Source organism: Microbacterium sp. SORGH_AS_1204 (assembly GCF_030818935.1).
Lineage (GTDB): Bacteria > Actinomycetota > Actinomycetes > Actinomycetales > Microbacteriaceae > Microbacterium.
Map to the genome: position 1 here is coordinate 1,224,176 of NZ_JAUTBD010000001.1, position 12,817 is coordinate 1,236,992.

At 69.4% G+C, this 12,817-nt stretch carries 13 protein-coding genes; 7 read left to right on the forward strand and 6 right to left on the reverse strand.

The annotated features are described in order from the left end of the window. Positions 1–5: 5 nt before the first annotated feature. Genes QE410_RS05600 through QE410_RS05615 form a run of 4 tightly spaced genes read left to right on the forward strand, consistent with a single transcriptional unit; the run spans position 6 to position 3,943 of the window. Positions 6–2,030: a glycosyltransferase gene (locus QE410_RS05600; protein ID WP_307329031.1), complete on the forward strand. Its 2,025-nt coding sequence runs from the start codon at positions 6–8 to the stop codon at positions 2,028–2,030. Next, positions 2,027–3,217, forward strand: coding sequence for a PP2C family protein-serine/threonine phosphatase (locus tag QE410_RS05605; protein WP_307329034.1), 1,191 nt, complete (start codon positions 2,027–2,029; stop codon positions 3,215–3,217). The genes QE410_RS05600 and QE410_RS05605 overlap by 4 nt, the downstream gene beginning before the upstream one ends. After that, the gene (locus QE410_RS05610) at positions 3,214–3,546 is read left to right on the forward strand and encodes an STAS domain-containing protein (protein ID WP_307329037.1); all 333 of its coding nucleotides are present in this window, start codon (positions 3,214–3,216) and stop codon (positions 3,544–3,546) included. The genes QE410_RS05605 and QE410_RS05610 overlap by 4 nt, the downstream gene beginning before the upstream one ends. Continuing rightward, a complete protein-coding gene (locus QE410_RS05615; RefSeq protein ID WP_307329041.1) occupies positions 3,536–3,943 on the forward strand; it encodes an ATP-binding protein in 408 nt (135 codons plus the stop codon). Before QE410_RS05610 ends, QE410_RS05615 begins: the two co-directional genes overlap by 11 nt. 30 nt (positions 3,944–3,973) lie before the next feature. On the opposite strand, the gene QE410_RS05620 is transcribed toward QE410_RS05615, so the two are convergent. The 5 genes from QE410_RS05620 to QE410_RS05640 all read right to left on the reverse strand — a co-directional run bounded on the left by QE410_RS05620 (position 3,974) and on the right by QE410_RS05640 (position 9,504). After that, on the reverse strand, positions 3,974–4,402 hold the full coding sequence (locus tag QE410_RS05620; RefSeq protein WP_307329044.1) for a VOC family protein: 429 nt from the start codon (positions 4,400–4,402) through the stop codon (positions 3,974–3,976). A 179-nt stretch (positions 4,403–4,581) separates the two neighbouring features. Continuing rightward, positions 4,582–5,877, reverse strand: coding sequence for an ABC transporter permease (locus tag QE410_RS05625; protein ID WP_307329046.1), 1,296 nt, complete (start codon positions 5,875–5,877; stop codon positions 4,582–4,584). Beyond that, complete coding sequence (locus tag QE410_RS05630) at positions 5,877–6,716, reverse strand: ABC transporter ATP-binding protein (protein WP_307329049.1); 840 nt, start codon at positions 6,714–6,716, stop codon at positions 5,877–5,879. The genes QE410_RS05625 and QE410_RS05630 overlap by 1 nt, the downstream gene beginning before the upstream one ends. Next, positions 6,713–7,798: a hypothetical protein gene (locus QE410_RS05635; RefSeq protein ID WP_307329051.1), complete on the reverse strand. Its 1,086-nt coding sequence runs from the start codon at positions 7,796–7,798 to the stop codon at positions 6,713–6,715. The genes QE410_RS05630 and QE410_RS05635 overlap by 4 nt, the downstream gene beginning before the upstream one ends. A gap of 215 nt (positions 7,799–8,013) precedes the next feature. Further along, on the reverse strand, positions 8,014–9,504 hold the full coding sequence (locus tag QE410_RS05640; RefSeq protein WP_307329054.1) for an amino acid permease: 1,491 nt from the start codon (positions 9,502–9,504) through the stop codon (positions 8,014–8,016). 196 nt (positions 9,505–9,700) lie between these two features. Between QE410_RS05640 and QE410_RS05645 the strand changes: the two genes are divergently transcribed. The 3 genes from QE410_RS05645 to QE410_RS05655 all read left to right on the forward strand — a co-directional run bounded on the left by QE410_RS05645 (position 9,701) and on the right by QE410_RS05655 (position 11,223). Next, positions 9,701–10,021, forward strand: coding sequence for an Lsr2 family protein (locus QE410_RS05645; protein ID WP_307329057.1), 321 nt, complete (start codon positions 9,701–9,703; stop codon positions 10,019–10,021). Beyond that, on the forward strand, positions 9,975–10,796 hold the full coding sequence (locus QE410_RS05650; RefSeq protein ID WP_307329060.1) for an acetolactate decarboxylase: 822 nt from the start codon (positions 9,975–9,977) through the stop codon (positions 10,794–10,796). The genes QE410_RS05645 and QE410_RS05650 overlap by 47 nt, the downstream gene beginning before the upstream one ends. Positions 10,797–10,884: 88 nt before the next feature. Next, positions 10,885–11,223, forward strand: coding sequence for an Lsr2 family protein (locus QE410_RS05655; RefSeq protein WP_307329063.1), 339 nt, complete (start codon positions 10,885–10,887; stop codon positions 11,221–11,223). Positions 11,224–11,450: 227 nt separating this feature from the next. Here QE410_RS05655 and QE410_RS05660 read toward each other — a convergent pair whose 3' ends face one another. Beyond that, a complete protein-coding gene (locus tag QE410_RS05660; RefSeq protein WP_307329066.1) occupies positions 11,451–12,524 on the reverse strand; it encodes a Glu/Leu/Phe/Val dehydrogenase family protein in 1,074 nt (357 codons plus the stop codon). Positions 12,525–12,817 lie beyond the last annotated feature (293 nt).

A 12,817-nucleotide genomic window follows, 5' to 3' on the forward strand; every position in this document is an offset into this window, starting at 1 on the left:
ACCGGATGCCGGAGGACACCCGCATCAGCGAAGGACGCCTTCTGCTCATGCGGATCGTCGTGGTGCTGACGATCCTGCTCGGCGTCAACTACGTCACCTGGCGCTGGCTGTTCTCGCTCAATTGGGACGCCTGGTGGATCGCCGTGCCCCTCATCGTCGCCGAGACCTACAGCCTGATCGATGTGTGCCTGTTCGGGATGATGATGTGGAAGGCGCGCGGCCGGTCCGCACCGCCCGCGCCGCCCTCGGGCCTCGAGGTCGACGTCTTCATCGCCACCTACAACGAACCCGTGGAGCTGGTCATGACGACCGCGCTCGCCGCGCAGCGCATCCGCTACCCGCACCGCACGTGGATCCTCGACGACGGATCACGTGAAGAGATGCGCGAGCAGGCGGAGGCGGCGGGCATCGGTTACATCTCCCGGGGCACGGAGTGGGACGACCGACCGCGGCACGCCAAAGCCGGCAACATCAACAACGCCCTGCAGATCACCGACGGCGAGTTCATCCTCATCCTGGACGCGGACATGATCCCGCGTCCCGAGATCCTCGACCGCACGCTCGGCTACTTCACCGATCCGCTGGTCGCCCTCGTGCAGACGCCCCAAGTCTTCAGCAACGTCGCCACCGGCGACCCCCTCGGCAGTCAAGCGCCGCTGTTCTACGGTCCGATCCAGCAGGGAAAGGACGGCTGGAACGCCGCGTTCTTCTGCGGGTCGAACGCCATTCTCCGCCGCGACGCCCTCATGCAGCTCGGCATCGTCGGATACGTGCGCGAACTCGATCGCTCGGTCGCCACCGCCCTGCGCAGCGCGGGGCGGGTCATCGAGAAGGCGCGGGCACACCCCGCGGCATCCGATCCCGCCATCGCGACGGCGCTCGACGACGTCGCCGATGCGGTCCGGGATGCCCGAGAAGCGCTGCGCGCCCGCCAGCCTCTCGGGGAGGTGACCTACCGCCTGCATCGACGGGTGGATGCCGCGACGCAATCGATCGTCGCCTCCGACGTCGCGGGGATCGAAGCCGACCTGCGCGAGCTGGCGGCACTCGCCGGCCCCGGGGGCGCCGGTGCCACCCCGGAGGAGCAGGCGTTCGACGTGGAGCAGGCCGTCAACGCCCTCGCGACGCGCGAGTTGTCGCCCCTCAACGCGCTCGAGGCGGTGCAAGCGGTGCTGCGCACCATCGGCGTGGATCGTGCCGCGGAGGCGCAGCCGGTCATGCCGCTGGCGACCATCTCGGTGACCGAGGACATGGCCACGTCGATGCGCATGCACGGGATGGGGTGGAAGAGCGTCTACCACCACGAACTGCTCGCCGACGGCCTCGCGCCCGAGGACCTCGGAACGATGCTCACCCAGCGGCTGCGCTGGGCGCAGGGGACCATGCAGGTGCTTCTGCGCGAGAACCCGCTCGTGCAATGGGGGATGTCGCTTCCGCAGCGGCTGATGTACTTCGCCACGATGTGGAGCTACCTGTCGGGGTACGCCGCGGTCGTCTACTTCGCCGCGCCGATCATCTTCCTCGTTCTCGGAATCCTTCCCGTTCACGCGTATGCCGTGGAATTCTTCGCCCGGTTCATCCCCTTCATGATCGTGAACCAGCTGCTGTTCGTGATCGCGGCGAGGGGCGCGCCCACCTGGCGTGGGCAGCAGTACAGTCTCGCCCTTTTCCCGGTCTGGCTGAAGGCGTGCTCGACCGCGTTCAACAACGTCGTGCTGCGTATTCCGCTGGGCTTCGCCGTGACCCCGAAGACGCGTCCGAGCAACGACGGGCCGCAGTGGCACCTCATCAAGACCCAGCTGGTCGTGATGGTGCTCCTCGTGCTGGCGATCATCGCCGGCTGCATCCGGTTGTTCGTCGATGGGGCCGAGCCGGTGGGCACCGCGGTGAACATCGCGTGGGCCGTCTACGACCTCGTCGTCCTGAGCGTGCTGTTCCAGGCGGCGACCTTCAAGGGCTACGCCCCCGTCGCCGAGGCGCAGCGCCTCGCTGATCACGCCCGGAATCCTCGCAGGAAGGCCTCCCGATGACGATTCACCCCGTACCCCTCGACGATGCGGCGAGTCAGATCGCGATCGAAGCGCTCGGCATCCTCGATACGCCCCGCGACGAACGCTTCGATCGCATCACCCGCATCGCGCAGGAGATGTTCGCGGTGCCGATGGTCAGCGTGACCCTGCTCGACCGCGACCGGCAGTGGCGTAAGTCCGAGATCGGTCTCGGAGGTCGTGAAGCGCCGCGGCAGGACGCGTTCTGCGACTTCACGGTTCGCGAGGGACGCACGGTGGTCATCCCCGACGCGAGCATCGACGAACGGTGGGCGGCGAACCCTTTCGTCGAGGGCGAGCCGCACCTGCGGTTCTACGCGGGTCACCCCCTGCAGGCGGGACCGGGCGAACGAATCGGCACCCTGTGCCTCATGGACACCCGGCCGCGCGTGCTCGACGAGCGCGAGAAGACCCTCTTGCGGGACCTGGCGAGCTGGGTGCAGTCGGAGATCCTGCGGCAGAACGAGATCGATGACGCGTCGAGCATGCAGCGGATGCTCCGACCGCGGACCACGGCCGAGATCGCCGGATACGAGGTCGCGGCCGTCACCATCCCCGCGGGGCTGATCGCGGGCGACTTCTACGACTGGTACTCCGTCGGTTCCCGGGTACGGTTCACCCTCGCCGACGTTATGGGCAAAGGCCACGCCCCCGCGCTCCTCGCGGCGGGGCTGCGAGCGTCACTGCGGACCGAGCCCGGTCGCGACCTGCTGGAGACCGTCCGCGAAGCCGACCGCCTGCTCAGCGCCGACCTCGAAGACCTCGGCACGTTCGTCACCGCCTTCCACGCCGAGCTCGACCCGGCGAGCGGATCGCTGCGCTTCGTCGACGCCGGTCACAGTCTCGGCTACGTCCTGCGCGCCGACGACACGTGGGAGCACCTCACTTCTACGGGAGTCCCCCTCGGCATGGGCCTGCAAGAAGTGCGCGCGGCGTCGCAGGTGCAGCTCTCGCCGGGCGACATCTTCATGGTCTGCAGCGACGGACTGCTCGACGTCCTCGATCCTCACGACCCCCTCGGGCACGTTCTGCGCGTCATCCGGGAGCGGGGGATCACCGGTGCCCTCGACGAGGCCGCGCGTCTCACCCGCCAGACGAGCGACCCCGACGACCTGACCCTGCTGGTGGTGGAGCGCACGCACGCCTCCACCGAGAAAGGAACGGCATGAACATCGAACGACGAGACCTCGCACACGCGGTGGTGCTGGAGGTCGAAGGTCGCCTCACGGCGGCCGTCGCCCCGCAGCTCCGCAACGAGGTCGCCCATCTCGTCGCCGCCGGGCGCACGAGCGTCGCGATCGACCTCGCGAAGGTCGACTTCATCGACTCCTCGGGCCTCGGCGCCCTGATCGGCGCGCTCAAGGCCACCCGTGTCGCGGGCGGCGACCTCCGCATCGCGGCCGCCGGTGACCAGGTGAAGCAGGTGCTGCGATTGACCAACCTCGACAGGGTACTGGCGGTGTACCCGGACGCCGAGCGAGCCTTCGATGGCTCCTGACAGTGTCGTCACCCGCGAAGGGGTGGCGACACTGGCGTTCGTCGAGACCCTCCACGACGCCCTGTCCGAACTCGCTACGCGAGCGCCCAGCATCCCGGAGGCCGACTTCAGCCTCTTCTCCTTGGCGGTGATCGAGATCGCGACCAACATCGCGGTGCACGGCGCGCGCGGGGAGGAAGACGTGAAGCTGGCCGTCGAACTGTCGGCGGGGGAGGCGCTGCGCGCGACGCTCCGCGACGACGCGCCGCCCGTCGACTTCGATCCGACCGCCCAGACCATGGTCGACGCGCTCGCCGAGTCCGGCCGCGGACTCGCTCTCGCGGCCGCGGTGTGCGACGAGCTCTCGGTCGAACGGCGAGGGGGCAACCTGTGGAAGCTGGCCCGCCACATCGGATGACCCCGGGTCCGGCGAGGAGAGTGCGAGGGCTCAGGCGCCCTCGGCCCACCCTCCGGGGGCGGCGATGTTGAACATCCAGGCCACACCCCACGGGTCGATCACTTCGCCGTAGAGGTCGCCCCACACCTGCTTCTCGAGCGAGGCAACCACCTTGGCGCCGCGCTCGACGAAGCGGCCGTAGAAGCCCTGTACCCGCTCGGTCTCGTCGCTCATGAAGGCGGCATGGATGCGGCCCGTGCCCCACCCACCGTCGGGCTCGGTGAAGGAGTCCGCGCCCATGACGGTGAAGCCGTCGGCGCGCAGCTCGGAGTGCATCACGCCCTCGGCGGGGGCGTCGGTGATGCCGAAGTCGGAGAAGGTGTGGACGGCCAGCTCACCCCCGAACACCGTCTGATAGAACGTCATCGCTTCGCGGGCGGAGCCATCGAACGACAGGTACACGACGAGCGAGGTCGACATCGGGGCATCCTTCGGTCGGAGACGAGTGGCCCCACCCTATTCCCGGAGCGCCCCGCAGCGAACACCCCGGACCAGGGTGTCGGCGGGCGGACGGCGTGGTCCCGGGCTTCGCGATGAAGAACAGCGCCGAGGCCGTGGCATCCCTCTCCTAGACCGGCCGATGCGACCGACGGGGCGCATCAGTAGCGGATCGCGTCGATCACCTTCACGCGCACGGCGACGAGCGCGGGCAGCAGTCCCGCCAGTGCGCCGACGGCGGTCGCCGCGACGAGGCCCGTGATCGCGGCGTCCACGGGGAAGGGCAGGAAGTCGCTGACCATGCCCTGACCGACGAGATCCCGCACGGCGGGGGACTGCACCACCAGGATCGAGACGATCACGCCGACGGCGCCGGCGACCACCGTGGCCACCACGCTCTCCATCATGACGGCGAAGAACACCCGGCTCGCCGTCGCGCCGAAGCTGCGCCGGATGCCGATCTCGCGCACGCGCTGCTTCACCGTGACGAGCGCGATGTTGACCAGGCCCAGCGCGCCCAGCAGCAGCACGAGCACGGCGATGCCGATGACGACCGTGCGCGTGACAGCGAACGGATCGTCGCCGTAGGTCGCCCAGTCCTGCCGGTTGATGTCGACCTGGGCGCCGTCGCCGAGCGCCCCGGCGAGGTCGCGCGTGACGAGGGTCGTCAGCTGCTCCGAGAGCTCCGGAGGCACCCACATCTCGTACTGCGTCTGCGGCGCACCGCCGCCATACGGGTCGGAGGCGGCCACTGCTCCCGATCCGCGCTCACCGGCGGCGGCATCCTGGAGCGCCTGCAGGTGATCGGCGAGCATGAACATCGACGGGTAGGTGTCCCACGTCGGCGACGGGGTGACGCCGACGACGACGGCGCGCACCCCGCCGGAGGGGATGCCGGATGCCGAGCCGGGCACGCCCTGACCTCCGAGCGCGACGACGGGGTGGCTCGACAGGGGCGGGCGTCCCATGCGGTCCCAGAAGACCTCGTTCACGATCACCTGGGGCGCGAGCTGCTGGGCGTCGAGCGGGGTGAACCACTCGCCCTCCTGCATCCGCACGCGATGCATCTCGCCGTAAGGCTGGTCCACGGCCTGCGTTCCGACGTCGACGACCCCGTCGGGGAAGGGCACGCGTTGCATCGTGGACTGCATGCGGCTCGCATAGGTCACGCCGTAGCGATCCACGACCTCGGCCCAGGCGGCATCCACCAGGTCGGGATCCAGGGGCTGCCCGCCGGTGGCGTACATGGAGACGAGCAGGGTGGCGGGGCGACCGGAGGAGCGCTCGCTGAGCTCTAGGTTCGCCTGCTGCACGATGGCGCCCAGAGCGACCACCGTGGTGAGCGAGCACACGGCGACGGCGACGCCCACGAGCGAGAGGAGCACGCGGGTGCGGTGCACCCGCACCTCTTGCCACGCCTCGAGCAGGGCGCCGACGAAAGCGGTGAGGGCGCGCATCAGCCCTCCGTCCGTTCGGGGTCCGTGGCCGTGGCGGAGACGAAACCGAGGCGGGCGAGGTCATCGTCGGCGTCGCGGGGTTCGTCGGTCGTGGACGCCGGGGGATGCGGGGCCGTCTCCCGCCGGTCGCGGCGCGTGAGGGGTTCGAGCGTCGGGTCGTCGACCGCCGTCAGCACGCCCCGCTCGAGCCGGAAGTGCCGGCGGGCACGTCGGGCGATGGTGGGGTCGTGCGTGATCGTCACCTGCGCGGCCCCCGTGCGGGCGGCGACGTCGTCGATCAGCTCCATGACGCTCTGGCCGGTGTCGAGGTCCAACGCGCCGGTCGGCTCGTCGGCGAGGATCAGGCGCGGACCGCGCACCAGGGAGCGGGCGATGGCGACGCGCTGCTGCTCACCGCCGGACAGGCGGTCGGGCATGCTGCTGAGACGGTGACCCAGCCCCACGAGCTCGAGCATCTCGGCGGCGATCCGCTTGCGGCGCCAGAACGTACGGCCGGTCGAGTACAGCAGCGGCATCGTCACGTTCTCGAGCGCCGTGCGCCCGGGGAGCAGATTGAACTGCTGGAAGACGAACCCGATGGCGGCCCCCCGCAGCCGGTCGCGTTTCGCGGCGGAGTACGCCTTGACCGGGCGGTCGTCGAAGGTGATCTCGCCGCTGGTGGGGAGGTCGAGAAGCCCCAGCATGTTCAACAGGGTCGACTTGCCCGACCCCGATCGCCCGACGATCGACACGTGATCACCGGGATCGATCTCGAGATCGATGCCCGACAGGATCGTCAGCGCAGGCTGATCGGGCGGGATCACCGTGCGGGTGACCTCGCGCAGCGTGAGCAGGCTCACGACGCGGGGGCCTGGTCGCAGAACATCGAGCCGTCGGGATAGACGGTGCATCCGTCGTCGGGAACCGACAGCGCGCCGGGAGCGAACTCGAGGATCTCGTCTCCGTCGTTCAGTCCCTCGGTGATCTGCACCTGCGTGCCGTCGGTGAGGCCGAGGGCGACCGGGCGCTCCTCGGTGGAGCCGTCGGCCGCGGTCACCCAGACGGTGCCGCTCTGCGCGGCACCCCGCACGGCGGTGGTGGGAACGACCAGCACGTTCTCGGCGCGGCCGCCCGCGATGGTCATCTCGGCGGCGAGCCCGGAGAAGACGGTGACGTCTCCCGGAACGGAGCACGTGGCCGTCGTGCCCGAGCCCGTCGTGCCCGATGCCGTCCCGCTGGCGGCGTCGGCCGCGCCGGTGCCCGCGCCGTCGCCGCCGGTGCTGCCGGCCAGCGGCGTCGTGATGCGCAGGTTGCCGCAGGTGAAGGCCGCGGGGCCGCCGGTGATGGTCACCGACGCCTCGGTCGGCCGGTCGAGCAGGCGGTACTGCTGCGCGGGCTCGAGCGTTCCCGTCACGGAGAAGGTGGGGGGAGCCACGGTACCGGCCGTCATACCGATCGTGACCTCCTGGCCGGCGATGACCGACAGCGAGCTGAGCGTGCCCGCGGCGGGCGCCGTGACCTCGACGTAGCGGAAGATCGCCGGCTTCGTCTTGCCCTCGGCATCGACGCTGTCGGCGGGGTCGCGCTCGATCGGCACCTTCACGTCAAAGACGACGTCGCCCTGGGCGACGGTGGCACCCTGCGCGACGAAGATCTTGTTCACGGTGCCCGCCGCCGTCGCCTTCATGGGCACGGCGGCATCGGCCGAGACCGTGGCCTTCAGCACGACGTCGTTGGTGATGGTGCCGAGGGCTGCGACCGTGCGCGGCTCGACGATCGCCCCCGTGGGCACGGCCGGCGAGGCGTCGGCGGGCCGATCGGGGAAGAACGCCAGTTTGATCAGCGCGGCCGCCACGAGGGCCACCAGAAGAAGACGCAGAATCGGAAAGACCCACGTGCGTGCGATCCCCATGAAACCCCCCGGAACGGAAACCGTCGTCATCGAACGCTCCCCACCCTAGGGGGCCGGAGGCGGAGCCGACGCGCACAGCTCATCCGCTGCGGCGGTTCCGGCCGGACGCAGCCGGCGAGGTTCATCCTTTCGGGTGAGCCTGCGATCGCCGGCGGGTGCGGGTCGAGAGGGGCTTCGGACGACGGATGCCACGACCCCGGCCGCGGTGGGCGGCGGGGCCGTGGCATCCGGTGCTTGCTCTGCTCTCACTCCTTCGGGGGAGCGACCACGCGCGGGGCGAGGAATTCGCCCGTGCCGAGCCGAGAGTTGCGGCGCGAGTACGCGAAGTAGATCGCGAAACCGAGGGCGAGCCAGATGAGGAAGCGCAGCCAGGTCTCGACCGACAGGTTGAGCATCAGGTACGTGCAGATGAGCGCCGACAGGATCGGCAGCACCGGGCTCAGCGGCACGCGGAATCCGCGCTTGAGGTCGGGACGCTTGCGACGCAGCACCAGCACGCCGATGGAAACGAGCACGAACGCCGAGAGGGTTCCGATGTTGACCATCTCTTCGAGCACGCCGATGGGGGTGAGACCCGCCACGACCGCCACGATCACGGTGACGAGCAGCGAGATGACCCACGGGGTGCGGAAACGCGGGTGCACCTTCGCGAGACCGCCCGGCAGCAGCCGGTCGCGCGACATCGCGAAGATGATGCGGGTCGCGCCGATCATCAGGGTGAGTACCACGGTGGTGAGGCCCGCGACGGCGCCGGCGGCGATCACGGTCGCCATCCACGTCTGCCCGTGGAAGGCGAAGGCGTTCGCGAGCGCCGCAGACGGGTTCAGTTCGCTGTAGGGGACCATGCCCGTCACGACGACCGCGACGGCGCAGTAGAGGATCGTGCAGATCACGAGCGACGCGATGATGCCGATGGGCAGGTCGCGCTGCGGGCGCTTGGTCTCCTCGGCCGTGGTGGCCACGACGTCGAAGCCGATGTAGGCGAAGAACACCAGCGCGGCACCGGCGAGGATGCCGCCCACACCGAAGGTGGCGGGTTCCAGGCCCGACAGGAACTGCAGCAGCGGCTGCGTGAGGCCCGACGTCGACTCGGTGGGCACCGATTGCGGCACGAAGGGCGTGTAGTTCGCGGGGTTGATGAACATGATGCCCGCGATGATGACGAAGAGGACGATGAAGAGCTTGACCGCGACGAGGACGAGGTTGACGCGCAGCGATTCTTTGATGCCGAGGGTCATCAGGCCGCCGAGCACGAGCACCAGCAGGATCGCGGGCAGGTCCACGACACCGCCGTACGAGATCGCCTCGGGAAGGACGATGCCGATCTGCTGGAGGAAGGTGCCGAGGTAGGCGCTCCACCCCTGTGCGACGACGCTCGCCCCGAGGAACATCTCGAGGATGAGGTCCCAGCCGATGATCCACGCGAAGAGCTCGCCGAGCGAGGCGTAAGAGAAGGTGTACGCCGATCCCGACACGGGGACGGTCGAGGCGAACTCCGCGTAGCACATGGCGGCGAGACCGCAGGCGATGGCCGCGATGATGAAGCTGATGACGACGGCCGGTCCGGCGACGTCGTGAGCGGCACGGCCGGTCAGGGTGAAGATGCCGGCACCGATCACGACGCCCACGCCGAAGACGGTCAGGTCGACGGCGGTCAGCGACTTCTTGAGCCGGAACTCCGGCTCGTCGGTGTCGGCGATGGACTGCTCCACCGACTTGGTACGGAAAAGGCTCACGCGGTGCTTCCTCTGTCTCGGGCAGCGCCCGGGGAGCGGACACCACCCCCGGAGGATAGTCGCTCGCGCGCCTCCTGCCTATCCGTCGACGTGCGCGCGCCCGCGATGATGACACACAATTCGCGATGTCGTGTGTATCAATTCCAATAGGTGTATTCTTTTATGCATTATGGCTATGAAGCACATCACCCACCTCGTGGATGACCTCGACGGCACAGTTCTCGAAGACGGTCAGGGAAAGCAGATCACGTTCTCAGTCGAGGGGCGTGCCTATGAGATCGACCTTTCCGATCGCAATGCAGACAAATTCTTTTCGGCGATCGCCCCCTACGTGGATGCCGCTCGCTCGGTATCGCGCGGGAACTCGGCGCCTCGTCGTGGACGCGCGGCACGTCGTCCGAGCGACGTCGATCTCGGCGCCGTCCGCGAATGGGCGCGCGCGAACGGACACACCGTGAGCGACCGCGGTCGTGTGCCCGGAACCGTCCTCGACGCCTATAACGAAGCGAATTCCTGACTTTCGTCGGGACACGTCCGAAACGGACATGCCCGTCCGATTGGCGTCGGGCGCCGTCACGCAATTCGCGGTGCTCGACGCGCTTCTCGCCGGTGTGTATTCGCAGGGATCACCGGCCGCAGATGTGAGGGCCGCCGGCGACACCGGCGTGGGGTGCTGCGAGGGGCTCGGCGGCGAGGTCGTCATCGTCGACGGCGAAGTGTGGGAGTGCACGGCCGACGCCCCGCCGCGCCCGATGGCCGACGATGAGTTCCTGCCGTTCGTCGACGTCTGTCGTCTCGGGGACGCTCGCGCCGACCCGGTCGCCGACCTCGACCTCGCCGGCCTGGACGCGGCGGTGCAGGAGCGCCTGCTCAGTCGCAACCTCTTCCATGCGGTGCGGGTCGACGGCGTCTTCGCCCACGTCCTCACGCGTGTCACGCATCGTCAGCGACCGCCTTTCCGGCCGCTCGCCGACGTCGCGGCGAAGCAGCTCGAGACCACCACTCGTGAATGCGCGGGATCTCTCATCGGATTCTGGCTGCCGCGCCTCTATCAGGGCATCACGGTGGCGGGTCTGCATCTGCATTTCCTCAGCGACGACCGCAGCATCGGGGGGCATGTGCTGGATGTCAGCGTTCACGAGGGTGGGCTCCGACTCTCGGCGTTCGCCGACCTTCATCTTCGGCTGCCCCGCGACGGTGAATTCCTTGCGACGGAACTCACGCATGACGATGACCATCGGATCGTCGCGGTCGAGAGCAGCGGCGGAACGGCGGCTTCTGCACAAGAATGACGCCGCCGTCGGGATTGTGGGCGAATAAGAGGGTGAATTCTCATTGCATCCGGCGGCTCGGTTGTGGCGAGCGCCCTAAGGTCGGCGCATGGCGAAAAAGCACTTCACACAGGTAATCGACGATCTCGACGGATCGGTCATCGACGATGGCGCGACCGTGCAGTTCTCGTTCGACGGGCGCGCGTACGAGATCGATCTGTCGACGCAGAATGCCGAGAAGATGCGTGACGCGCTCCGGCCGTACATCACCGCCGGTCGCAGCGCCGAATCGCACCATGCCCTGCCCCGGCGCACGCCGCGTGGCCGTGCGATTCCGTCGAGAGATCTCGCTGATGTGCGGTCCTGGGCCCAGAAGAACGGGCATTCCGTCAATACGCGGGGGCGAATCTCCGCCGCGGTCCTCGAGGCGTACGACGCCGCCCACTGATCGCGAAGAGGGAACCGGATGCCGCGGGCTGGTGGCATCCGGTTCTCTCGTGCATCGTCGAGGCGGCCCCGTCGAGAAGTCGGCCTCGTCGGGCGGTTGAGCGTCAAGCCGTACGCGTAGATCCTCGGACGACGCTCGGGGCAGTGGCGACGGTGCGCGGAGTCCTCGGGCGCCACCCGATGTCGTCTTCTCGCAGTCGGTTCAGGTCGTCGCGCGCAGTCGGTGGGTCAGACGAGGGCGGTGCTGCAAGCCCCCACCGCGAGGCGCTCGGCGGCCAGTCCTTCGGCCGCTGCCAGCGGGGTGACCCGGCGGGCATCCGCCTCATCGAAGACGCGGCGGATCGTGTCGCCGATCGCCGCGACCCGACCCATGATCTCGTCCATCGTGCCGCGCTGCTTCGCGACGCCGTCGAGGTAGATCACCCCGCCGGCGTTCACGACGAAGTCCGGCGCATACAGGATGCCGCGCTGCGCCAGGCGGTCGGCACCCGAACGCTCGGCCAGCGGGTTGTTGGCGGGGCCGCACACCGCGCGGGCATCGAGGGCGTCGATGACGTCGTCGGTGAGCACACCGCCGATACCGGCGGGCACGAAGACGTCGGCGGCGACGAGGTGCGCCTCGCTCGGCTCGACCCACGCGGCGCCGAGGTCGGCGGCCAGCGCCCGCTTCGCGGGGTTGACGTCGGTGACGGTCAGGGCCGCGTGCTCGGAAGCGAGGCGTTCGGCCAGACGGCCTCCGACCTGGCCGAGACCGGCGATGGTGATGCGGCGGCCGGCGACGTCGGCGGTGCCCACCGCGCGTTCGAGCGTGGCGACGAGCGAGGCGTAGACGCCGAGGCTCGTGGGCCCCGCGGGCTCACCGGAGCCGCCCACCGAATCGGGCAGCCCGACCACGTGCGCGGTGCGCTCGCTGACGACCAGCATGTCGTCGGTCGTCGATCCCACGTCTTCGGCCGTGCGGTACAGACCGCCCAGGCTCTCGACCGCGTCACCGAGGTCGAGGAAGGCCGCGCGGCGGCGGTCGGCGTCGAGCACGGTGCCCTCGGGCAGACAGATGACGCTCTTGCCGCCACCGGCGTCGAGTCCGGCAGCGGCGTTCTTCAACGTCATGGCGGCCGACAGGCGCAGGGCATCGCCGAGCGCGTCGGTCCACGAGGGGTAGGTCCACAAGCGGGCACCGCCGAGGGCGGAGCCGAGCACGGAGGAGTGCAGCGCCACGGCGACGAACAGACCGCTGCGTCGTCCCGTGATCACCTCCACACGTTCGTGCGTGAAATCGGGCAGGGGCAGAGCGTTGGTCATCGCGTTCCTTGTCGTCGGCCGCTTCGTGGGCGGCACTGTGCGGATGCCGCAACGTCGCGGCATCCGTCTCCATTGTGGCGCGCGTGGGCTGCGCATGCGAGGGCTGTGCGGGCGAGGGGTGTGGGCGCGAGGGGTGTGCGTGTGAGGGCTGTGCGGGCGAGGGCTGTGAGTGCGAGGGGTGGGCGTACGAGGGCTGCGCGCGTGAGGGCTGCCCTCGTGAGGGCTATGCGTGCGAGGGCTGTGCGCGTGAGGGGTGGGCGGGCGAGGGCTGTGGGCGCGAGGGGTGTGGGCGC